This is a genomic window from Rheinheimera sediminis, from assembly GCF_004005375.1.
GTDB lineage: Bacteria > Pseudomonadota > Gammaproteobacteria > Enterobacterales > Alteromonadaceae > Pararheinheimera.
Map to the genome: position 1 here is coordinate 102,256 of NZ_RZUF01000015.1, position 24,083 is coordinate 126,338.

Annotated in this window: 20 protein-coding genes; 10 read left to right on the top strand and 10 right to left on the bottom strand. The window is 45.3% G+C overall.

From position 1 onward, the window contains the following. The first annotated feature begins 57 nt into the window (after nt 1-57). From EMM73_RS11775 to EMM73_RS11810, 8 genes are all read left to right on the top strand, one after another. Entirely contained in the window at nt 58-726 is a 669-nt protein-coding gene (locus EMM73_RS11775) for a DUF2982 domain-containing protein (protein WP_127686625.1), read from the top strand. 65 nt (nt 727-791) lie between these two features. Continuing rightward, nucleotides 792-1,127: a hypothetical protein gene (locus tag EMM73_RS11780; RefSeq protein WP_127686626.1), complete on the top strand. Its 336-nt coding sequence runs from the start codon at nt 792-794 to the stop codon at nt 1,125-1,127. A gap of 98 nt (nt 1,128-1,225) precedes the next feature. Continuing rightward, entirely contained in the window at nt 1,226-2,902 is a 1,677-nt protein-coding gene (locus EMM73_RS11785) for a DUF342 domain-containing protein (protein ID WP_127686627.1), read from the top strand. A 153-nt stretch (nt 2,903-3,055) separates the two neighbouring features. Continuing rightward, the gene (locus EMM73_RS11790) at nt 3,056-4,732 is read left to right on the top strand and encodes an Lcl C-terminal domain-containing protein (protein WP_127686628.1); all 1,677 of its coding nucleotides are present in this window, start codon (nt 3,056-3,058) and stop codon (nt 4,730-4,732) included. Between the two features lie 9 nt (nt 4,733-4,741). Further along, entirely contained in the window at nt 4,742-5,254 is a 513-nt protein-coding gene (locus EMM73_RS11795; protein ID WP_127686629.1) for an Lcl C-terminal domain-containing protein, read from the top strand. A 185-nt stretch (nt 5,255-5,439) separates the two neighbouring features. Continuing rightward, nucleotides 5,440-6,132, top strand: coding sequence for a DUF2884 family protein (locus tag EMM73_RS11800; RefSeq protein WP_127686630.1), 693 nt, complete (start codon nt 5,440-5,442; stop codon nt 6,130-6,132). Nucleotides 6,133-6,805: 673 nt separating this feature from the next. Beyond that, a complete protein-coding gene (locus EMM73_RS11805; RefSeq protein WP_127686631.1) occupies nt 6,806-7,126 on the top strand; it encodes a DUF6172 family protein in 321 nt (106 codons plus the stop codon). 185 nt (nt 7,127-7,311) lie between these two features. Next, entirely contained in the window at nt 7,312-8,592 is a 1,281-nt protein-coding gene (locus EMM73_RS11810; protein WP_127686632.1) for a DEAD/DEAH box helicase, read from the top strand. A 53-nt stretch (nt 8,593-8,645) separates the two neighbouring features. Here the strand turns inward: EMM73_RS11810 and bdpA are convergent, their stop codons facing one another. The 5 genes from bdpA to EMM73_RS11835 form a co-directional block, all read right to left on the bottom strand. Beyond that, nucleotides 8,646-10,139, bottom strand: coding sequence for a BAR domain-like protein A BdpA (bdpA, locus tag EMM73_RS11815; RefSeq protein ID WP_127686633.1), 1,494 nt, complete (start codon nt 10,137-10,139; stop codon nt 8,646-8,648). 354 nt (nt 10,140-10,493) lie between these two features. Continuing rightward, nucleotides 10,494-11,807 (bottom strand): TonB family protein, encoded by a 1,314-nt coding sequence (locus EMM73_RS11820; RefSeq protein WP_127686634.1) that lies wholly within the window; start codon nt 11,805-11,807, stop codon nt 10,494-10,496. A 123-nt stretch (nt 11,808-11,930) separates the two neighbouring features. Continuing rightward, a complete protein-coding gene (locus EMM73_RS11825; RefSeq protein WP_127686635.1) occupies nt 11,931-12,302 on the bottom strand; it encodes a VOC family protein in 372 nt (123 codons plus the stop codon). A gap of 127 nt (nt 12,303-12,429) precedes the next feature. After that, a complete protein-coding gene (locus tag EMM73_RS11830) occupies nt 12,430-14,301 on the bottom strand; it encodes a DUF885 domain-containing protein (RefSeq protein WP_127686636.1) in 1,872 nt (623 codons plus the stop codon). Nucleotides 14,302-14,478: 177 nt separating this feature from the next. Continuing rightward, entirely contained in the window at nt 14,479-15,807 is a 1,329-nt protein-coding gene (locus EMM73_RS11835; protein WP_127686637.1) for an amidohydrolase, read from the bottom strand. Nucleotides 15,808-16,183: 376 nt separating this feature from the next. Here EMM73_RS11835 and EMM73_RS11840 point away from each other — a divergent pair, with 376 nt between their 5' ends. Next, on the top strand, nt 16,184-16,498 hold the full coding sequence (locus tag EMM73_RS11840) for a hypothetical protein (RefSeq protein WP_127686638.1): 315 nt from the start codon (nt 16,184-16,186) through the stop codon (nt 16,496-16,498). Nucleotides 16,499-16,607: 109 nt separating this feature from the next. Beyond that, complete coding sequence (locus EMM73_RS11845) at nt 16,608-18,326, top strand: potassium/proton antiporter (RefSeq protein WP_127686639.1); 1,719 nt, start codon at nt 16,608-16,610, stop codon at nt 18,324-18,326. Nucleotides 18,327-18,368: 42 nt separating this feature from the next. On the opposite strand, the gene EMM73_RS11850 is transcribed toward EMM73_RS11845, so the two are convergent. The 5 genes from EMM73_RS11850 to EMM73_RS11870 form a co-directional block, all read right to left on the bottom strand. Next, nucleotides 18,369-19,412: a succinylglutamate desuccinylase/aspartoacylase family protein gene (locus EMM73_RS11850; RefSeq protein WP_127686640.1), complete on the bottom strand. Its 1,044-nt coding sequence runs from the start codon at nt 19,410-19,412 to the stop codon at nt 18,369-18,371. A gap of 24 nt (nt 19,413-19,436) precedes the next feature. Continuing rightward, nucleotides 19,437-20,366, bottom strand: a complete 930-nt coding sequence (rimK, locus tag EMM73_RS11855; RefSeq protein ID WP_127686641.1) for a 30S ribosomal protein S6--L-glutamate ligase — start codon at nt 20,364-20,366, stop codon at nt 19,437-19,439. 93 nt (nt 20,367-20,459) lie between these two features. Continuing rightward, nucleotides 20,460-21,806, bottom strand: coding sequence for a magnesium transporter (gene mgtE, locus EMM73_RS11860; RefSeq protein WP_127686642.1), 1,347 nt, complete (start codon nt 21,804-21,806; stop codon nt 20,460-20,462). 36 nt (nt 21,807-21,842) lie between these two features. Next, nucleotides 21,843-22,808: a magnesium transporter CorA family protein gene (locus EMM73_RS11865; RefSeq protein WP_127686643.1), complete on the bottom strand. Its 966-nt coding sequence runs from the start codon at nt 22,806-22,808 to the stop codon at nt 21,843-21,845. 282 nt (nt 22,809-23,090) lie between these two features. Next, on the bottom strand, nt 23,091-23,768 hold the full coding sequence (locus EMM73_RS11870) for a hypothetical protein (protein WP_127686644.1): 678 nt from the start codon (nt 23,766-23,768) through the stop codon (nt 23,091-23,093). Between the last annotated feature and the right edge of the window lie 315 nt (nt 23,769-24,083).

Consider the following 24,083-nt stretch of genomic DNA (forward strand, 5'->3'; position numbering starts at 1 on the left):
TTTTTACATGGTCTGGGTAGTGCTGATGATTGCCTTTTATTTTTGGTACATGGATTAATGGATAAATTACAGTACAGAGCTGCGACCGCTAAGGGCGGCGTAAAAACCTTGCTGGGCAGTGCTCTGGCCTTGCTGTTGTGGTTACTATTATTGTTGCTGATCCCCACTATGCTGCATAACACGGCTTGGGCGCTACTGCTGATTTGTTGTTTGCTGGGGCTGTTTGCCGGTTATGCCAAACTGACCGAACCCTTGTACGTGGTTGAGTTAGATCAACAAGGTTTTTCTTATCTGCATCACAAAGGGCGCTGGTTTATTCCCTGGCAGGGTTTTGCTTTTACCTCAGTAGCCGAACTTGCGGGTGAGGAGTTGGCTTATATAGGAGTAAAACTTCAGGATTACGACCCGTTTTTACAACAGCTTCAGCCGCGTTTAGCAGTCAATTTGATGGTGGAACAGCGCCATCTTCTTATTGCTGCTTTAGGTCGCAATTGTCCCACTGGCACTTGCCCTTCTGATTTGCTGATTGAAGTAGGAGAATTCAGGACTGCCAACTGTAGCTACAGAGGCGCTATTGCAATGTTTGGCCGACGCATGGAATTATTGCGCCAATTAACGGGTTTCGATCTTTTTATTCCAATCACTTCTATAGGCGCAGAACCTGCTGATTTTTGCCGCAAAGTGAATCAAATCCGGTTACAATGTTTAAACAATACAGTGACCTAGACACTTGATGCGTGTCTGTATCATAATGATACGACGAAATATAAGTTAAAAATGGTATTACAGTTATGAATAATTATGAAAAAGCATTTTTAGTCAGTGGACGTAACACTCTGATCCACAAACAGAAAAAAGTTGATTTAGTTATTGTTAATGACTCTGGTGATCCGGTCATTGTTTCAACTCGCCACGGTGTAAAAATATTTGAAGAAGAAGTACCATCCAGCAAAGCTGAAGCCAAAGCGCGTTATCTGGAGTTGGTCGATATTGCCAGTTCTGACGTATTTAGTGAGAACAAAACATTGTTGTTTGTTCAAGCCTTGAATAATAAAGAATACAAGGTGGACTACAGCAAAGTGGGTACTGACTTGTTCATCCGTATTCACCAAGAGAATTATATTTAGATCTATTTGTACAAATCCTGCTTTTGGGCAATTAAACAACCTCTTGCCTGATGAATGTGTCGTGGAAGCGGCTTGGTATAAAAAAGTGGTAATTGCTTGTGACAGTAAATGTTTTAGCGTGTCAATTTAGCCTAAAAGACGATCTAGTCTTTATTCACATACCCGTTTCCCAGACGAATCTCACTGCTGACCTGTTAAAAGAACAATTACAACAAGCTGGCTATGGACGTTGTTTATTATTACAGGAACAGGTCAAAAATCTTTTGCTGGAATATCTGCAAGTCCAGCAGAAGATAAAACAGAACCTGCAAGCCGAAGGTCATGTACTAAAATACAAAGTTGCAGAGCGTGTCCATGCGAAGTTAAAAGTCGAAATCAGCAGTGATGCAATGCTCGCTATTGCAGAAATTACTGCTGCTTATGGCGGCAATCCTATTTCAGCGAACGAAGTGGTTAAAGCAGGCCAAGAAGCCGGCATAGTGTTTGGTTTTAAGAAAGAACAAATTCTTCATTTAGTGGCTCAGGCCAGCAGGGCAGAACCAGGTAGTAAACTTAGTGCAGAAATAGCCGAAGGTAAACTATCTAGCCCTGGTCGTGACTCAATATTTGAGCTACTGATCCGTGACATGTCCAACCGCAATAAACAGCCCATAGCCCGCTCTGAGGGCAGAGTTGATTTACGTGACTTTGGCGCTATTGCCTCTGTGAAAGCGGGTGAAGTATTGATGCATCGCTTGCCGCCAAGCAAGGGTAAAGAGGGGATGACGGTCACAGGAACCCGTTTATCTGCTGAAGATGGTGAACAATTACCTTGGGGTACTGCTGAAGGAGCCGTCATTTCAGAGGATAATCCTGATCTGCTCATTGCCAGCCGCGATGGTATGCCACGTTTGCTTGAGGCCGCTGTTGCTGTTGACGAAGTCTTTATGATTAATAAGGTCGATGCAGGCTCAGGTCATATTATTTTCAAAGGTGCTGTTGTAATCAATGGAGATGTGGGCCAGTCGATGAAAGTCATAGCTGGTGGCAATGTCTTCGTCAAAGGCTTATTCGAAGGCGAGCTCATTGAATCCGGTGGCGATATCATCATAACAGGTGCAATTATTGGCCATCAGATCGGCGAAGTGGGTGCAGATACAGTACTCAGTACACAAGTTCGGGCTAAAGGTAATGTGCAATGTAATTTGGCGCAGTATGCCAATATAAAATGTGGCAATCGTTTGACCGTGACCAAACAATTACTTCATTGTCAGGTAGAAGCTGATTCGGTATTGGCTGGAACTGAAGATAAAGCCAATGGGAAAATTGTCGGTGGTCGTTATTATCTGGGTAATGGATTACGTTGCGGTAATCTTGGGGCGCCCTCTGGTAGTTTATTGCAAATTGTGCTGAACAAGCAGATGGATCCACTGGTTGAGAAACAGAATGTGTTGCGTGCCAGTTTAGTAGGTATAAAAGCTGAAATGGAGCTGGTGAAACAACATGTGGAGCAGCTCAAACAAATGGAGAAATCACCTGCGGTTCAAGAGCAAATGGCTGCCATGGTGGCTGAGTTTGATGAACATCGCAGTATAGCTTCGGCTTTTATTGCTGACATTAAACAGCTCGAAGAGCAGAGGCGGCAGTTATTACTATCAGTTTCTATTGAAGTCACTCAGCAACTTTTTGCCGGGGTAGAGTGCAGTTTTGGCAATGAGTTACTAAGAACAAAAAAAGAGTACGGTGCTTCCCGTATTCGCTTATCTGAACAAGGTGTGTTGATCGAAGTGCCATAGGCACTTAGCACCACCTTATACCAGTGATTTTAGTTTTTCTGCCAAACTGGCCTGCCTTTTGCTTTATTTTTGTTACGTACTGCTGGCGTCAATTTTTTGCAGCGAAGGGTGCTTTGTAGAGGTGCTATCGCTGCATGTGGTGGAAGAAAGACAATGCTCCAAATACAACGATGCTTTATTTTATTTTTGCTCAGCGCTGCTTTGCTCGGATGTGGCGGCGGTGGTGGTAGTGACTCCAATACGGGTGGGACAGCCGCCAGTGTGAACGCGGGTCTTGATCAAAGTGTTGACGAGACCAATACCTTTACTTTGAGAGCATTGGCTGACCCTGCAGGAGGCTCTTTCGCTTGGCGGCAGTTATCCGGCGCAGAAATAGCGGGGATGCCTTCAACTTCTGCTTCCGTCACTCTGACTGCTCCAGCAGTGAAAACTGATAGCAATTTAGTGTTTCAGGTAACCTATACCACGCCCTCAGGGCAAAACCTCACCGATGAAACCCAAGTGCGGGTGATTGCTAAAAATCAGTCTCCTGTTGCAGTACTGCAAATCACTCAACCAAGCATACTCCCTGTTGCGCAGGGCTTCACCGCTGTGATTAGTGCCACAGACTCTTATGATTTGGATGCTGATGGCAGTATTGTCAGTTATGCCTGGGTTCAAACCTCGGGTCCTGCAGTCAGTCTGATAGGTGCAACAACATCCACTGCCAGTTTTGTGGCACCTTTGGTGGCTACTCAACAAGATGTAGAACTTACACTCACTATTACCGATGACGAAGGAGCTACAGGCCAAAGCAGTATTAAAGTTCCTGTTCGTGCAAGTATCCAGCAAATTATAGCCGACGCCGGACAGGATCAAAAAGTTCGGGAGTTTGCGGAGGTCTTTTTAGACGGCAGAGGTTCCAAAACTGTCTCTGGGAGTTTTAGTTGTCGCTGGAGTCAGCTCAAAGGCCAGACGCTGGTGCTGAAAACCCCCGCGTCCTGTCAGGCGTCTTTTATCGCCCCTGATATTTCTGGAACCAGTCAGTTGGAACTCCAACTGACAGTGACGGACAGTAATAATCAAAGCGCCACAGATACTGTGCTAATCACTGTCAGTAATGCCGTTTTGGGCGATTTACCCGATACGGGAGTGAACCAGTGCTATGACAACTCTGGGGAGATCCCTTGTGGTAGTGCCGCATTCCCCCGTCAGGACGGTGATGGCGGTCGTGATAGCGTAGTGCAATACCTGCGAAAAATTGGTAAAGGCGAGAAAGCTTTTGATTTTACAAAGTTAGATCAGTTTGGCGACGAAGTGCCAGACTCATCCAACGATTTCGCCTGCATCAGGGATAATGTAACAGGCTTGATTTGGGAGCTAAAAGAACCCGTGATCTCAGCACCGCCAGCGAGCACGTTAAGAGCGGCCAATAATAGATATAGTTTTGTTAACGCAGACCCGGGCAATGGCGGTGAAAGTGGTGAGGCAGCGCCAGCTTTGAGTAGCTGCCCGAGCGAAGCTGATTGTGGTTTAGGCGCCTACATCGAAGAGGTGAATGAAACCGTCTATTGCGGTGGAGCCAACTGGCGTTTGCCAACGACAGAAGAGTTGATGTCGATCGCTGATTTTGGCCGTCTTGGCGAAGCGCACTTGTTAGACCCTGCATTCTTTCGCTTTGAGCCAGATGTAGCGATTCAGGATAATTTGTTCTACTGGACCAGACAAACCAGCGCTGAAGGCGGTGGTGGCATTAGCGCCTGGGTGTTTGACATCCGCAATGGCAATGACAATACAGTGCCCAAGCTGGAAACTCAGTTGGGATTTGTACGTTTGGTCCGCTCGCCATAAGGGATTTCTATGTCTAAAAATCTAATGTTAGTTATGATGGTTGCTTTACCTGTTCAGGCAGCTCAGGTTTGTTTTAGTAACATAGAGACGACTAAAGCCCTGACTAGTTTTCAACTCAATGCCGATGGAACAGTACTGGATACCACCACTAAGCTGTTGTGGTCACGCTGTTTGGTGGGGCAAAGCTGGGATAGAGCCAGCAGTCGATGTACTGGCACTGCGCAACAAATGGACTGGTCAGAGGCTTTGCTCGAAGCTGAGCGCAGTGTACTTGCGGGTTACGGTACCTGGCGTTTACCCAATGCTAAAGAAGTACTGACACTGGTTGAACGCAGCTGTGTCGATCCTGCGATAAACCTGACTGCATTTCCTTCCAGTAATAGTGAGAATATGTGGACAAGCACTACTATGATTACGCAGCCAGAGCGGGCATGGGCCATTGCTATGTATAATGGAAAAAACAATACGAAAGAAAAAATAACCCGTTTATATGTAAGATTAGTGCGTTTTAGCGACGAATAGCTGTTGGTCTTTTCGATGAAAGACCAGCCTATTGCGTTACGTCCTGATGATCTGCTGATCTTTTTCGCCTAAGCTAACCTCAATTGCTGTAGACCTTGTTTTGAATGAGAGTAGATATTTTGCGTTTTATCCTGATCCTGTTCGTGATGGTCTGCAGTTGGCCGGTCTTTTCGAACGAATGCAATATGGCATTTCGTCACGGTATTTTGATTTCACCTGATCAAATTCGAATTCAAACCATCAACCGGACTGTATTTCAAATTAATCATAATCAGGACTTATTTATCCGGGGCGAGTGGATAACATTAAACCCTACAGAGCAGGAACTGGTGCGCCAGTATGCTCAGGGTTTGCGCAAATTTGTACCTGAACTGGTTAGCATAGCTGTAGACAGTGTGGAGCTTGGTTTAACTGCCATTGAGAACATGCTGGCTGGTATTGGCAGCAGTTCACAGCAACAAGAATGGCAGGCGTTGATCCGCGAAACAACTTATCAGCTGACCTCACGATTTGTCCGGAGCGGCGACCATTTTTATCTGGCACCGCAAAGTCTGAACGAGTTGGATGCATTTTTACATGGTGAGTTAAAAAACCAATTAAGAGATCTTGCTAAATATACAGTAGGAGCTGTGTGGGATGCGCTTCGTGATGCGCTGCGCCAAAGCGAAGATAACTTTGAACGCACTGAAAGCCAAAATTGGCAACCAGCCGATGAATTACTGGCAAAAATTAATGCAGGCCTGGATTTAAAAGCGGACGAGCTGGAGCAAAAATCAGTGTTATTTTGCCAGCGCCTGACTGAACTTGATCATATCGAAACCCAGCTACAACAGCGTGTACCGCAACTGCTGGCTTACGATGTGGTCACTATGAAGTAAGCTGTTTTAATCTATATAGTCTAAAAGTATCTCAATCAAAGGCTTCTCTGTGAAACACTGGTCATGCTTAGCTCTAGCCGCAGTAGGTATTGCCGTGGCCTTTTATTCCCTGTCATCACTCACTTTAAAAGTTATCCTATATAGCCTATGCGCTCTGGTGTTGGCATAGTGCTGATCACCACTATTGAGTGTCGACAAGACAAAGTGACAAAAATAATTGAGTACTGGAAGTAGGGGTGTTTGACTTCTTTAAGTCATTGAAATTTATATGTATATTAATTAACTCGCACTATAGAAGAGCCTGGCAACGTGCCTCGCTCACTTAGTCAGAGGTTAATTATGAATAGTCCTGAAGTTGAGTTTTTATGCAAAGTCATTTTGTTGGTAGTGGATTACCTTAAATCAAAACCTCTTAAAACAACACAATCTTTGGATAAAGAACTGCGGCATGATCACTTTGGTTATGCAATGCTAAGCAAGATTCTTGTGATGCTATGATTTATCTGTATGCTGTTTTCTGAACAAAGCTGCTAGCTTAGATTGATAATGGGGCGGGTTTTTATCCTGCCCCAGGCCTTTGCCGTTAAATTTCGACAGAAAATAGCAGTCTTGTGCTCATCCATGTAGAATGCGCGCTTATAAGCTTGACCAGTACATATCTGTAGGAATTTTGATGAGAAAGACAATAGCGTTAACCCACCCTAAACTGCAACCAGCTCGTTTAGTGGATTCGATTAAGTACGATATTAAAAAGTATCTGAACAGAGAGCGTCGCAAGACCCTGCCTGCTGGTATGGACTACTGGACCTTCGATTGTCGTTTTGGTGCCTCAGTGGATGTTGCTGAAAAGATTTTTACCTCTGAAATCAATAAACACATCGATGCTGCTGTAGCACAAGAGCTGGAGAGCTTCTATGTAGAAATTCTTGCTCGCGCCTGCAAACATAAGCCACGTGAACTTGGCTTTGACATCGACGAAGCTGACGAAGGTTAATAGTAAAGATGCTTGTCGCAGCAGATAAGCATTTGACTTTTTAATCTAAAGCGACCTGTGTCGCCTAAAATTACAGAAAAACTGCGTAAAATTCATTCAATCACAAAGAATTGTCTCTTCTACCGCTAAAATACTGTATATTCTGCCCTCATTTTTTACTGTAGCTATTCTACAGAGGAACTCTTATGCAATTTTCATCTTTAGATCTAGCCCCGGATTTACTCCGCGCCCTTGTAGAATGTGGCTACAGTGATATGACTCCGGTCCAGGAACAGGCCATAGTGCCTGCGCGTCGTGGTAAGGATTTGCAGGTTACGGCGCAAACAGGCACAGGTAAAACTGCTGCCTTTGCTATTCCGGTATTGCAACGCATGCTGGATAAGCCAAAACAGACAGCATCACAACGTCCACGCGCCTTGATCCTGACACCAACCCGCGAATTAGCTGAACAAATCGCTGAAGCTATTACTGCTTATGCGAAGTTCGTCGCTATCAGCGTGACTGCATTGTACGGTGGCGTGAAAATGGGGGGGCAGGCCAACAAATTAAAAGCGGGCGTGGATATTCTGATCAGTACACCAGGCCGTTTGATAGAGCATATGGCTCTTGGCAATGTGATCTTAAGTGATGTTGAATTTGTGGTGCTGGATGAAGCCGACCGTATGCTGGATATGGGTTTTGTTACAGACGTAACCAAGCTGATGCAAATGACGGCGACTAATCGCCAAACCATGCTGTTTTCGGCAACCACTTCACAAGCGGTGAATGAACTGTCGCATAAAATTCTGAAAAATCATCAGCAAATCCGTGTGGCGAAAACCAACAGTACAGCGGATACAGTCCACCATGTGGTCTATCCGGTCGAAGAAAGTCGCAAAATCGAATTATTTGAGCAATTGCTGGCAGAAAAAAACTGGTTCCAGGTCTTGGTTTTTACCAGTACTAAAGAACAGGCAGACCGTTTGTTAGCCGGATTGCAACAGCGAAAAATTGAAGCTGCAGTCTGCCATGGCGATAAAAGCCAGGGCGCTCGACGCCGTGCTATCGCTGATTTTAAATCCGCTAAGTTACAGGTATTAATTGCGACCGAAGTGGCTGCCCGTGGTCTGGATATTCAAGGTCTGGATTATGTAGTCAACTTTAATCTGCCGTATTTGCCGGAAGATTATGTCCACCGTATAGGACGTACCGGCCGTGCTGGTGCTGAAGGTCAGGCAATTTCATTTGTCAGTCGTGAAGAAGAACAAACTTTAGAACGTATTCAAAAGCTGATTGGCAGCACTATCCAACGTGTGATTACCCCAGGCTTTGAAGTCAGCAACCGCCAATCGCTGTTAAAAAGTATTTCACGCAAAGTATTGTCAGGCCGTTCAAACAAAGCCAGTGCAACTCAGATCGATCTGGATAGTGCCAATAAGGTGAAACCAAAAGCCAAGCCTAAAGCTAAAGCTCGTACCGCTAAATAATCTTGTGTTGTTAAACCAGTCAAAGCCGCTGTGCTTTGACTGGCTCTTGCCACCTACATATAAGCCTTAGCAAAAGCTTCTTTTGACTGCCGGATATAAGCGCGTGCCTTTTGTGCGTGTTGCTCCCAGGCTGCTTTATCTTTACCGTCAGTAAAGGGGTTTTGAGCCGGCGCTACTGAACGCTCAAACTTGTCGTAAAAAGTAATAGCCGACGAGGTGATCTGGTTAAAGCGTTCTTTAAATTCCTGCATACCTTCGAGCTGTTCGGACGTTTTCAACATGTACTGGATCAGCTGCGTGTTGTTGTTCGCTGCCAGATAACCCTGGGCTTTATGGGTGACATTTTCGCCCACTTCGTTGATCACCAGAGCGCGAATGGATTCCTCTTTGCTCATCACGCGGCTGTAATTTTCCTGAGTACGAGCCAGACCCGCATGCAGAATATAATCCCGCAAATGTTTGTCCAAATCTTTGCGGAAGACTTCGACCATTTTTAACATATTTTGCAAATCGTTTTCCAAGGCGGAAACCTGTACCAGCTCTTTTTCCAGTTCGCTTAAAAACTTTTCGGCCTGCTCGTAAATTTTTAAACCATTCTCTTCGGCAAACTTCCGATCCTTGCGGTTTAAATCGGCATTTTCATAGTTAGATTTATCAAAAGCTACAGCCAAAAATGACTTGAAAGGCTCCGCAAAAGCTGAATACAAGCCACCGCTGACCACTGTTAAAGTGGCTGTAGTTAAATCACCAAAAGGTTTTACCATGGAGTTTAACCTTGCTTGCTGCAGCGGGGACGCCACTCTTTTGGTGTCAGCTAAGATAGTGCGGAAAGAGGAATAGGCCATAGGGTTGGACATTTTATTGCGCTCAGAACTGGCCAGCGCAAAAGTAATGGTTGAATAAATGGCATTGGCGTATTCCAGATACTGGCGCTGACTCTCTAATTGCGCCGCATAGTTTTTACCTATAGTGCGGAACGACTCACTTTGCAGCTCATAGTTTTTATTGGTTTGTAGCTTATCTAAAATACCGGTGATAATTCTTTGCTCGTTTTTTTGTAGCGCTGTATCGAGTAAAATTCTGTCCAGTGTGACATCATCCAGTGCAACACCACCATGTAAAGTTTCAATATCCAATCGCAGATATTTGCGACCCGGATCGTCAATAGATATACGATGTGCCATGTAGTTTTCAGTGCCAGGCGGTGCTTCAACCAGGCCAACCTGTTGCCACTGTGCATCTAAAGCGACAGAAGAAGAAGTTAAAATATTGATACGGTAACTGGTAAAAGCCGATTGAGGTTTTACCCAAAACTCCAGTAAACCTAATTCTGATACTGGGTAGCGGCTAACTAAAGAACTGCTGCCATCCTGACAAAACAAGCTACTGGCGCCAGTTCTTGCCATTTCAGAACTACGCTGGCAACCGGCCAGAATATTCCATTGGTGTGCGTCTTGTTCAAAGTCGCTGGAAAATACCAGTTCACCGGGTTTAGCCAGAGCAAAACCACTGAATAAACAAAGCAAAGCAACAGACAAACTACGCATACAATCCTCAGATGGTGTTTAATTGGTACAGAAAAGTTATCTACAGTCTCTGGCAAGACTGGCAGAACCAAGCTGTATGGTAGCTGAATTTGTTTGGCAAAAAAATATTGTAAATTTTTTCGAAATCAAGAGTTTCTACAACTAACAATGTCAATCTTACCCGGATGCTCAAGTCCTGCACTTGGTGGCTGCCCAGGCGTGTTGCGCAGCAGAGGGGGCAGAAATGGCATAGAGACAAGTCAGCAGTAGTGCTACTGTAGAGACGATCAGATTTATTATTCAAAGCTCTGAGCTATTCAGCTAACAAAAAAGCCCGGAGGGCACCGGGCTTAGTTATGTATTTGCTTTATCAACTTAAAGCGCAGCTTTAAGTTCGGCTGCAGTCTGGTAATTTTGTGCTATGGCTTTATCTAGCAGCAATTGGCCCTGTACTTTGTCGCCTTGCAACATTTTACGCACGCCAGACCAGGTTTGCACTTGCGGGTCGTTGTTGCTCAACAAATAGTTTTCCCATTGAAGAGAAAATGCTGCCAGTTGGCGTTGAGCATCCAGACTACCGTTTTTCGCTGCCATACTCCACCAGTAGTAGCCGCTGTGTAACTGTGACAATGTGATCACAGGTTCTACAAACACAGTCTTACCTGGGTCTCCCCATAGTCTGTAGTGGCCATGCCGGGCATCTTCATCCAGTTCTTTGCCCACTAACAAGGCTGAGGCTTTTGGCAACTGCATTTTATCGGCAGAGACTACTGCTGTGACAATGCCTTTTTCATCTGTATGTACTTCAGCACTGCCATAGAAACCTTCGATTTTGGTTTTGAATGACGATTTACGGCTAAAAAATTGCTCTGGTAACTCAGTGCTTACCTCAAATGGTAAATTTTTGTCGATATTTACATGGTAGTTGGCATTGGTTGCCAGTAAATCCATAATAGTTCCCAGCATGTATTGGTGTTGAGGCGAGCCAGCCACAGCATATTCAACCAGTTTATGCTCTCGCATAAATTGGCTGACTCTGTGTTTGGACAGTGGCCCTAAGCTGTAGTGCAAGACCACTTTGCCTTGATGCTTTTGACCTGTTGCAGCGTATTTCCAGGACTTTACCGCTTTCACTGAACTTTTATTAAAAGTTTTTTCCGGAAAAGAACCCAGAACTTCCACTGCCGACACATTGCCTTGCTCATCTATAACAAATCTCAATACGTTGTAACCAAAGATGCCTTTGACTGCAGCACTTTTGGGATAGAGGGGGGCTTTACGGCTAACGACTTCAGGAAAGTCGAACTTGTCTGTTCGCTCTTCTTTGATTTCTTTGACCTGCACCTGAGCCAATAAAAGATGAGATTGTTCATCAGCTTGTTGTAATTCTGTTACTGACAACTGCTTTGAAAGCGAACTGATGACTGGAGTAGCTCTGCTATCACCCAGTTCGGCTGCCAGCTGAAAATAAGCCAGTGCTTTGACTGGATCTGCGGCTGTACCTTCTCCATTGTGAAACATTACGGCAAGATTAAAGGCTGCAAGTTCGTTGCCAAGTGGCAGTAGCTCGGTAAATTCAGCGGTCGCTTTAGCGTAGTCTTTTTCTTCGTAGTACTTTAAGGCATCCAGTAAGTCTGCCTGTACCCAACAGCTGAAAAGCATGCTGGCTGCTACTAGTGATTTGCGCATTGTATCGTCCCTGTAATCAATGATTTGGTGAATACAAGGTTAACATCTGCACTATTGAAAAAACAAGACTTAGTTCAGACTAGCCACCAGCCTTCACTCTAAGGCTGGTGGTTTTATAAGCTATTAGCCAAAGTGGTTAAAGCAAAGTTTATTGCCATCTAAATCACGCACATAGGCGCCATAAAACATGTTCTCAATTCGTTGTCCCGGAGCTCCCTCACAGCTGGCACCCAGTGCTATGGCCTTGTGGTACAACTCATCTACTTTTTCTTTAGTGCCGGGCGCTATGGAAAGCATGGTGCCATTGCCTGGCGTCGCAGCCTCTTTGTTGTAGGGGATACAAAGCGCCAGCATTGGACTTTGCATATTCTTGCCGACAAATACAATGCGATCCATCTTGATCAGCGTTTTAGCGCCTTGCTCTTTTAACAGCTCCAGATAAAAAGCGACAGATTTATCCAGATCATTTGAACCTAAAGTGGCATAACTAAACATAAAATCATCCTGTTGTTGGGAAATCATGCATCAATACGTTCGTGCGGGCTAAATGGTTGTATTGAAATGATTACGGAGCAAAAAAATGGCCCATCACAGGGCCATTTTGAACGATTGAGATCCTGGATTAACCCGCTTTTACGCTGTCTACCCAGTTTTGTACGCGCTTTTCCAGCACTTGCAATGGCAAGGCTCCACCACCTAATACAGTGTCGTGGAAGCCACGGATATCAAACTTGTCACCTAACTGCTCTTTGGCTTTAGCTCGGATTTCCAGAATTTTTAACATACCAATTTTGTAGGCTGTGGCCTGGCCTGGCCATACTAAATACCGACGTACTTCTGAGGTGACTGCACCTTCAGCTACAGGAGTTTTTTCTTTGAAGTACTCAATACCTTGTTGTTCAGTCCAGCCTTTGCTGTGCATACCTGTATCAACCACTAAACGCACCGCACGCCACATTTCTGTGATTAAGCGGCCGAAGTCGGAGTAGTCATTCTGGTAGGCACCCATTTCTTTGGCCAGCAATTCAGAGTACAAACCCCAACCTTCAATGTAAGCGGTAAAACCAGCCTGTGTGCGGAAGGTTGGAACTGAAGTCAGTTCCTGCGCAATAGAAATTTGCATATGGTGGCCAGGACTGCCTTCATGGTAGGCAATAGCTTCCATTTCATTTTTAGGCATTTGTTTCATATCAGACAAATGCGCGTAGTAAATACCAGGGCGTTTGCCATCCGGTGTACCAGGATAATAATGTTGAGCTGCACCTGGTTGTTCACGGAAGGCTTCAACCCGTTTTACCACTAAAGGCGCTTTTGGCAGAATGCCAAAGTATTCAGGCAGTTTTTTCTCGATAAAGGCTAAGTAGGCTTCTGAGTCAGTGATATAGCCCTGACGGCCTTCATCTGTGTCAGGATAAAAGAACTGAGCGTCAGTTTTGATAAAGGCGAAGAACTCTTTCAATGAGCCTTTAAAGCCCACTTTATCTTTGATCGCAATCATTTCTTTGGTCAGGCGGTCTACTTCATTTAAACCAATCTGATGAATTTCGTCAGCAGTTAAGTTTGTTGTCGTCGATTGCGCTAAGCGATGGTTGTAATACGCCACGCCATTGGGCTGAGTCGATACACCTGTCACATTGACCTGAGTTTTGTCCAGCTCGCTGGTTAAAAAGGCAGTTAAAGCTTCGTAAGAAGGCTGGAATTGAGTGGTTAAGGCAGATTTCGCATCGGCCAGCAACTGTTCAGCTTTTTTATCATCCAGCTTGTCGGCTTTTTTCAGTGCTTCCACTTTGGCTTTGGCATCTGCCCATAAAGGCGCGTCTTTATCGCTTTCTTTAAATGGCGCGCCGTTTAGCAGATTATTCACCTGCTCCAATACACCTTCGTAGGCAAAACGTGGAGGGCGCACACCAGCTTCAGCGTATTTAGCCGCACGTTGCTGTAAGTCAGCAATAGCTTTGGCAATGCCGCTAATACGTTTGACGTAGGCTTCCATATCAACCACTTCGTCGACTTTATGAAAGTTCATCAGTACTTGTGGTAACAGGGCATGTACACCTTGCATCTGGTTAAACACATAAGTGTTTACACGAAATGCTGCAGCGTCACGACTTTGCTCATACTGATAAATCCATAAGTCGTACGAGGTTTTGGCTTCAGTATCTAACTTGCTGTAATCAAACTGAGATTTTAACTCTTCAACAGAAGCAGCAGCCCAGGCCAGTTGTTTGTCTTCGGCTTCTTCTGTCACGTCGTCAATTTGATCTTGTTTATCTTTACGACCTAAAAAGGTCATTTGCAGCGGGCTCATTTGCAGCTGCTCTTCGTATTTAGTTTCAAACCACTGATTTAAGCGCTCTGATTCGGATAAAGCCGCTTTGGTTTCTGCCGCCGTGGTTGTTTCAGCTGTGGACGAGGTGGTGGTTGATGTGTCCTGGGCCGGACTGCAGCCTGCCAGTAATGCGGCAATGCTAAGAGCTAATAATGAATGGCGCATTATGCGTTTCCCTTTTAGTTATTAATTATGGAGCCTCATCAGGTTGTAAAAGCAAAGCTGATGATACCGGCACAAGACTAACCTGATTTACATTAAGAGTCGAAACTCAATTGTAAGTTTATCTTTCAAAAAGGCCTGTCAACGACAAGCCCTGGTCAGCACCAACTGCAGTTTGCTTTATTGTTTAGGCATCAAATCCAGTAAGGCCACTACCGTAGCTTCTACCCCAGCCTTGATCGCAGGTTCAGGTGCAATTTTAAAAAGCGGGCTGTGATGGCTTGGTACCGCAGCGCCGCCTTGTTTTTCCCGTTCAAAGTCTGCTTTAGGTGTGCCGCCTATCTGGAAATACACACTCTGAATAGTCGGATTCATAATTAAAAATGGGTAGTCTTCAGCACCCATGCCTAAACGTTTATAGTTCTGATCCAGAATATCTGCGCCAAAGTGACTAACCCAGCGCTGCTTCAAACGTTGGGTCAGCGGTATATCGTTCACTGTAGGTGGCGTTGTTTGTGGATCCACTGTCACTTCAGGCAATTTATCTTCAGGCAAACCCGCGACCCTGCCCATATTGGTCGCCACTCTTTTAATGGCGCTAATCAGCTGTTCGCGAGTTTCCAGGGTATCGTTGCGCACTGTCAGCTGCAAATGCGCAGAGTCTGGAATGATGTTGTGTTTCGATCCCGCATGGAAAGATCCGACGGTAATGACGCTGGGCTCTTTCGGCGCTATTTCACGGCTGACAATGGTTTGCAGCGCTAAGACAATTTGTGAGCCTAACACTATAGGGTCTTTACCACGGTGAGGGCTGGCACCATGAGCCCCTAAACCGTGAATATGAATATCAACCGAATCTACACCAGAGTAGGGCGAGCCTTCAACGGCGACAATTTTACCTGCTTCAATTTCACTGGATACATGCAAAGCCATGGCATAATCTGGCGTGCCAAAGCGTTCCCAGATGTTGTCATCACGCATGCTTTGAGCGCCTCCCACATATTCTTCAGCGGGTTGGCCTACCAGCATTAGCGTGCCTTGCCATTGATCTTTAATCTTCACCATTTGCCGTGCTGTGCCCACTAAGCTGGTGATATGCATGTCGTGACCACAAGCGTGCATCACTGACACTTCGTTGCCGTTCCAGTCTTTGCTTTTTACTGTGGACGCATAAGGTAAACCACTTTTTTCCTCGACCGGCAAGGCGTCCATATCGGCGCGCATCATCACCAATGGGCCTTTACCATTTTTCAAAATGGCGACCACCCCTGTTTTACCGACACCAGTAGTGACCTCAAAACCTGCAGCTGTAAGCTCTTTGGCTAAGCGTTCGGCCGTTTTGAATTCCATAAAAGATAATTCCGGGTTTTGATGGAAATGCTTAAACAGTGGCTCAAGGTGCTGTTGGTAATCGGTGTGAATAGTGCCAGCTAAGTCTTTTGGCGCAGCCAGGCTGCTGGTGCTGATAAAAGCTGAGCTGATTAAACAGGTGAGAGGGAGCAAGCGCATTCTTTAATCCTTTTTGTTATTTTATGAGTTTGTGGCCAGCCAAAACATCACAGCATAAAAAAGCAGCAAAGAACAAGGGCCTTGCTTCATTATGCGCTCAAAACCAGTCAGCGAAAGATAACTGGCGCTTGCAACCAGGCATAGCCTGAGGTGGTGCAGCGCTAAACAAACACAGCCTATTTAGTAGGCTAAGTTAATGTTTTTAAATTATTTTTCCTGTTTCACCATCATGGGCTGAAATTCTGCTATTGGAAAACCATAGAGAGGGGACAATATAGCCATTAGTTCAGGCTTGTCCGATGTTATGATCGACAGGCTTGTATCAGTACGTCATGCCCGCAGGCTTTTTTTATTTGGATAAGTTCAGGGTATCAAGATGAAGCACTTAGCTTTAATTGCATTGGTTTTTTATCTGGGGTCCTTGTTGGTGGCCTCAGACTCTTCTGCTGCCCGGAATGGGCTCGAAGCAGTGCAAGCAAATCAGCCGCATGGATTGTCGCAACTGACCTCTGTTGCCCAACCTGTCAAACCTGCTGATCTGTCTGCTGACTCTGACAAGGCTATAGTGTTATGGCTCAAGTTTGAGTGTATTGCCGCAACCTGTTCTGCAAAGCAGAAGTTAACTTCCAGCTATGCAGCTGCCAGCATCAGGCGTTTTTCCGCCAGGGCACCCCCTTTGTCTGTAGCTTAGTTCATACTTGCAGTGCTACAGACTGCGCCTTTTGAAAATGAAGGTGGATCTGCAAAACGGTCTTTTTTGTGGGCACAGCCCGCAGCTTTAGTGGTGAGAGTGCCAATTTATGTTTTTGATTGATCAAATTATTTTATTAGCCGCGATTTTAATTATTTTCGGCATTGTTTCGAGCAAATTGTCAGCCAGACTGGGTTTGCCTGTGCTGGTATTGTTTCTTATGGTCGGCATGCTGGCAGGGGAAGATGGCCCTGGTGGTATTGTATTTGATAATGCCGAAATAGCGCATGCGCTGGGATCCTTAGCGTTAGCCATTATTTTGTTTGATGGTGGTTTGCAAACGCCAATGACCTCCGTTAAGCAGGTCTGGAAACCCGCTTCTGTGCTGGCCACTTTTGGTGTGTTAGTCACAGCTGTTATCACCGGCGTTGCCGCCGCTTATATTCTTGATCTGTCGCTATTTTATGGTTTGCTGATTGGCGCCATTGTAGGTTCTACTGACGCTGCAGCTGTATTTTCGTTGCTGCGTAATGCCGGTATTCACATTAATCCGCGCCTGAAAGCAACGCTGGAAATTGAAAGTGCGACCAACGATCCTATGGCGATATTTTTAACTGTAGGCTTGTTGGAAGTACTGGTTAAAAGCTTAGAACCAGGCACAGGCTTGCTGATGTTATTTGTGCAACAAATGGGCATAGGTTCTGTGGTAGGTTTAGCGGCTGGCTGGTTGTCTGTGCGTGTTATCAACCGTATTCATCTGACGACTTCAGGTCTATACCCTGTGATGGTAGCAGCTTTTGGTTTACTGGCCTTTGGCGTAGCAGCCAATTTAGGTGGCAGTGGCTTTTTAGCTATTTTTATTGCAGGGGTAGTGATAGGCAACAGCAGGTTTGTGTTTCAGCGCAGCACCTTCTTATTTCACGACGGTCTGGCCTGGTTGGGCCAAATTATTATGTTTGTGATCTTAGGCTTATTGATTAACCCTTCTACCTTGCTGGATGTCTGGTTTGAAGGTTTGCTGATTGCGCTGGTGTTGACCTTACTGGCACGGCCTTTGTCCGTGCTGCCGGTGCTGAAGTTATTTGGGTTTAGTATCAAAGAAATCACCTTAGTGTCCTGGGTTGGCTTAAGAGGTTCAGTGCCTATTATTCTGGCTATTTATCCGCTGATGTATGGTTTGCCCGGCGCCGAACTGATTTTTAGTGTGGTGTTTTTCGTGGTGCTGATTTCGGCCACAGTGCAGGGATCTACCTTGCCTTGGATGGCCCGGGCTTTAGAATTAACAGAACCAGCTCCTGTGACTCCAGCTGCGACGCTGGAAATCACCGCTTTAGGTGACGTAGATGCCGATATAGTGGAGTATCAGTTGGGTGAGAGTTCGCGCGCTTCAGGTCGTCGTTTATCGCAAATGGCGTTACCAGAGGGGACAGTGGTGGCCATGATCACCAGAGGCAATGAGGTGATCCCGCCACGAGGCTCAACTTTGCTGCACGCAGGCGATCATTTATTTATTGTGATGAAGCCAGATGTCCGTGATTTTGTTGATCTGGTCTGTTCTGGCATAGCCAAAAGCGATCATCTGGAATTACCAGCAGCAGAGCTGAAACTAAAGGGCTACACCAAAGTAGAAGACTTATCACATTCTTATGGCATCAAGCTTGCTGCCGATGGGTATTTGTCATTGGATGAGGCTTTACGTCAGGCTTTAGCAGAGGCTCCTGCTGTGGGGGATAGCCAACACTTTGGTGCTGTCATCCTTTATGTGCGCGAAATGGTAGGGCAACGTATCACCACAGTGGGTATAGCGCCTGCTGCTCACGCCAACTAAAGATAGCAAGGCAGGTCAGAGTGATAGTTCTGACCTGCAGTTTTACACCACGCCCAAGACTGGCGGCATGGCGGCGTCTACTTCGTCGCTAATCGCATCCAGGGTTTTTTCTGCTTCATCCAAAGAGCTGACTTCGGCGATGTGAAACAAGGCTTCACCTTCGTTCACCAGAGGTAAGTTATTACGGCCTATCACTATGCCGTTAAAACTGGCTTCTACGGCCACTTCAAAGTCAGAATAGGGGCTGTAGATATGGGCCAGCACATCCCCTTGTTGTACAGTTTGGCCTAAACCAACGTAATAGCGGGCAATGCCGTCGTGTTCAGCTCTGATCCAGCTACTTTTTTTGCTGAACAAAGAACCTGTTTTGATGGTTTTTTTGCTCGGGCTGAACATGCCTAAATCCTGCATCACGTTCATAATGCCGCGCACACCCACTTTGATCGATTGCTCATCAAAACGTAGTGCTTCACCTGCTTCGTACAAAATAATAGGAATGCCTAAACTGTTGGCTGTACCCCGCATTGTGCCTTCACGGCTGGCGGCCTTAATAATAATAGGGGCGTTAAAAATTTCGGCCATTTGTAACGCCACTTTGTCTTTCGCACTGGCCCGTACCTGAGGCAGGTTGCTGCGATGAATAGCGCCTGTATGTAAATCAATCACATGAGTGCATTGTTTTAAAATACGTTCGGTAAACTGAAAAGCCATACGGCTGCCGAGTGAGCCTTTTTCGCTGCCTGGAAAGCTGCGGTTTAAGTCGCGTCTGTCGGGTAGATAGCGGGATTGCTGTACAAAACCGTAAGTGTTGACTATAGGTACCACCACTAAAGTGCCTTTAAGTTGACTGAGCTTAGGCAATTTCAGCAAGCGGCGGCAAATTTCGACGCCGTTAATTTCATCGCCATGCAAAGCAGAGGTAATCAAAAGTACAGGCCCTGGTCTTTTACCATGCACCACATGAGCGCCTATATTCAGCTCGGTATGGGTATATAGTTTGCCAAATGGAATATCGACCACAGCCCGTTCGCCTGGCTCGATCACAGTGCCACCTAAAGTAAAAGCCTGTCTTTTTTCCGTAAGCATGGAGTTGCCTTCTGTTGTCGAAACTTAGCTTTTGGCCAGTTTTTTCTGCTGCGCTTTTTGTTGCATGCGGGCTTGATGCAAAGGCACTTGTTTTTCCAGATGCTGGATCATCAGCGCTGCTACATCAATATCTGTTGCACCTTCTATGCCCTCTAAACCCGGAGAACTATTCACTTCCATCACCACAGGACCATGGTTGGAGCGCAGAATATCGACACCAGCCACCTGCAAGCCCATAGTTTTTGCAGCAGCCAAAGCAGTGCGTTTTTCATCTGCGCTGAGTTTTACAATAGAGGCTGTGCCGCCTCTGTGTAAGTTAGAGCGGAATTCACCAGCTTTGGCCTGACGTTTCATTGAGGCGACAATTTTAGTGCCGATAATAAAGCAGCGGATATCAGCGCCATTGGCTTCTTTAATGTATTCCTGCACCAGAATATTGGCGTTCAGGCCCATAAAAGCTTCAATCACACTTTCGGCTGCGGTACGGGTTTCAGCTAAGACTACGCCAATGCCCTGAGTACCTTCTAAAAGCTTAATAACCAGCGGAGCACCGCCGACCATCTCTATTAAATCGGGGATATCACCTGGTTTATCGGCAAAGCCAGTGATAGGCAAACCTATACCTTCGCGGGCTAATAATTGCAGGGAACAGAGTTTGTCGCGGGCACGGCTGATGGCGCTGGACTCATTCAGCGCATAAACGCCCATCATTTCAAACTGACGCAGTACAGCGGTGCCATAAAAAGTAATGGAAGCACCAACACGGGGGATCACGGCGTCAAAATGCTCCAGCACTTCACCCTTGTAATGAATACCAGACTTGGTTTTGTTGATATTCATATAACACATCAATGGGTCTATCACCTCTATTTGATGGCCCCGTTCTTCCGCTGCTTCGACTAAGCGGCGGGTAGAATACAACTCACTATTGCGCGATAAGACCGCAATTTTCATAACAACACCATCATCAGGCTCTGAATTTAACTATTGAGACTATTCTAGAGTGCTTTGAGTGCCAAGTATCTGTAAAAAATCAAAAAATTTATATCAAAGTAAAAATAGCGATCCCAACCCCAGGAAAGCGAAAAAGCCGATGACATCTGTCACTGTGGTTAAAATAACCGAACCAGACAGGGCAGGGTCTATTTTCATTTTCTCCAGCCAGACCGGGATCACCACACCACTAAAGGCTGCCACACATATATTGATGACGATGGCAAAACTAATCACGCCTGCGATAATCCAGTCACCAAACCAAAGGTAGGTAATACCCGCTATGACCAAAGCCCAGAGCACACCATTAATAGCTCCTATGCTGAGCTCCTTGCGCATTAAGGTCCAATAGGTTTGTGGGGTAATTTGACCCAGCGCTAAGCCCCGGATAATCAGGGTTAAGGTTTGGCTGCCGGCAATGCCGCCCATAGAGGCCACTATAGGCATCAATACCGCCAAAGCCACCACTTGCTGCAAAGTGGCTTCAAATAAGCCTATGGTCCAGGCGGCTAAAAAGGCGGTGAGTAAGTTAATACCCAACCATAAAGCCCGGCGTTTGGCGCTGTTGATGATAGGGGCGAATAAGTCTTCCTCTTCGTCTAAACCCGCAGTGTGCATAAACTGGCCTTCAAGGCTGCGCCTTACGTTTTCCAGCGCTTCACCTATAGACAAACGGCCTAAGAGTTTATCTTCGCTGTCTACTACTGCCAAAGCACTGTAGCCGGAGCGGGCTACTAAATCTGAGCCTGTGTCCAGCCCCATATCGCCCTGAACTACAGGGGCTTCTGCATCGATAAACTCAACTACTGGCAAATGGTTAGGCTGACCTAATAAACGTATGCCTTGTAACAGCCCCACATAACGGCCCGTGCGGTCGACGACAAACAAGGCTTCCTGATATTCGGCATCTTCGGTCAGCTTTTTAAATAGCCGCACAGCGTCCCGCACTTTGGCGTTTTTACTGACAATTAATACATCGTGATCGGCATAACGGCCACACTGCTCGTCATCATAAGTTAAGGCCTGATCCAGCCAGCGCTTTTCACTTTGATCCATGCGCGAGCAGGCGTATTGATAAATAGCATCTGGTAATTCGTCCAGTAGCTCAATCAGGTCATCAACGTCAATTTCTTCAACCAGCTCATGCAGCTGCGCTGTTTCCAGTTGTTTGAAAATGTTGCTACGGGCGTCGACCCTCATGTAGGTCAAAGAAGCAATTTGCTGTTCTTTTTCCAGCGTCAGCCAGGTGCCAACCCGTTGTTCCAACGGCATGGCTTCAAGCGCAATAGCAATCTCTTCCGGCTCTAGTTGGTCCAGTTTTTCTGCCAGTTGCTCAGTTTCATTTTCATCAAAACTGTCCCGGACTATTTCTTCAATATCCAGTGGGGTATTTTCAACCATTAAACCGCTCCTGCTGTCTACTCAATTGCTACAGCTTTACCACCAACGGCGGATCTTAAATAAGGCTAACAGGCCCAAAGCTAATCCAAGCATCAGGCCCCAGGTAATATAGTAGCCGAAAGGATTTTCCAGCTCTGGCATATACTTAAAATTCATGCCGTATACACCAACAATAAAGGTCAGTGGAATAAACACAGCACTGAGCATGGTCAGTACTTTCATTTTTTCATTAATTTGGTGCGATGAAGTCGACATATAACCATCGACCAAATCACTCAATTGGTCATAATACATCTGCGTCATACTGTGCAGGCGCTCGAACTTCTCGTAAAAATCGCGCAATTCTATCGGCTCAAAATGACGTTTAAATGGATGGCTGGCATCTTCTTCGTACAATAGGTCGGAAAACATTTCTTTTTGGTAAGCCAGATTGCGGTCAACTTTTCGAAATACCGAGCGGTATTTCATAATTTGCGCCATTTTCTGATCATTACCGTTGCTTTGCATGCTGTCTTCCAACTCACCCAACTCGTCCTCAAACTGCAGCAGCTTTTCCAGATAAGTCGCTGATACAGCGTGAATGTACTTTTTAACCCAGTCTTTAAAGCTGTTGATACCAGCAAATGCAGAAAAAGGCAGATCAATTTTGTTGTCGGTAAGCGGGCTTTGGTATTTCACCAAAATCACCTGATCGTTAAACAACACAGAAATCTGACTATGGCCCGGATAGTCGCTGAAATCCGGCGCAGAAAAACCACGCAAAATCAGCAAGCTGAAACTATCGCTGAATTCCATTTTGGGTGGATGGCGTTCACGCAGGAAATCCTCGGCAATTACAGGGTGAATGCGAAAGAACTCCAGCACCTGTTGCTGCTCTGTTCGATTGGCCGCAGTTAAATTAATCCAGATTTTAGTATCGGTTAACAAGGGGTAACGCAGCGTTTGAAAATCGCTGATCTGCCATTGTTGTTGCTCTGGACAATACTGGTGAAGTTCTATCATTGCTGCGGCCTTTTCTGTGCTTTTGGCAGCATAAGCAAAAAGGCTGTATGAATGCAAATGCTGTTGTGGATCTTGGACTTAGATTAAAGAGATTGGTGGAAAACTGAGCGGATGTTTACGTTTTGAGATTGAAGCCTCGGCAAGATTTTTTTATTAAAGGCGAACCTAAGTCGCAGCAACAACGCTTGCATTGAACAGCTTTAGCTGGCCTCTAAAGGGGGGAGCTGACGTCAATTTCTTTTTGACATCGTGCTGAATTTTAAAATGCATTCATGAGTTCAATTATTTCATCACAGAAAAAAATGAAACTAAGGCAATTAGACTGATCAGGTACGGTGCGAATATGTCTAAATATTCTCTATATCGTATTTTAGCTTCTGTTGAATATTTGAGTTCATATCCGCGCATCGCTAGATAGTCCCAAAGTTTCCAATTTTCTGTGCGTTTGAAATCGGTTAGAGATATTCTCGAAGTGTAGCTATCGTCATTCCCATTCTCATCTTTACAATGTGTTAGATAAACCAGCGAACGTTTGTATAAGCCATCTCTCTCATATTCGGGGTGTTCGATGCCCGGTTCATCCTCAATATCAAAATTTAGTGCCTTTGATAAAAGACCTGACGTGTAATTTTGCGAATAACTAGCGTAATAGACGTTGTAGTCACGGATAAATCTATTTATCCAAAGCTTATCAAGTTGTATTTGATGTGGGTATGCGCATGAATAGTATCTGATAAATAGAAACGATATAACGCCTATGAAAAAGTAACTTAGGCCTATGTGATTATTAACGTTTATCTTAAATATAAATGTATTAACTTCTTCTAAAGTTGCACCACTTAAGTTCAAAGCGATGAATATTAGGCAGACGACGACTAACTTCGTTCGTATAGACTGAAAGCTTTTATCGTCGTCAATTTCTCTTCTGAAATCTGCTAAATCTTCTTTTTGCTTGGTCATATATCACTCAAGAACACTAGTTTCAGGTTCAACTTTTTCCCTGTGTTTTAGTGTTTGGCTTTTGTCATTTCATTAGGCACCAAACTAACGCCGATGTACCTCTATTTCAACACATTTCTCTGAAACCACTAAGGTCATAATCGACAAAATCCAGGCAGGCTATGTTTGAGTTATACAATTTCTACCAATCAAAACCGCTGAAAATTTAGTCGTTAACAAGCTAAGTTTACTACCTGTACATGACTAAAATACTGTTGAACTATGGAATTACTGGGACTTTCTGGGTAACCTCTCACTAGTCGTGATGGGAGTCAA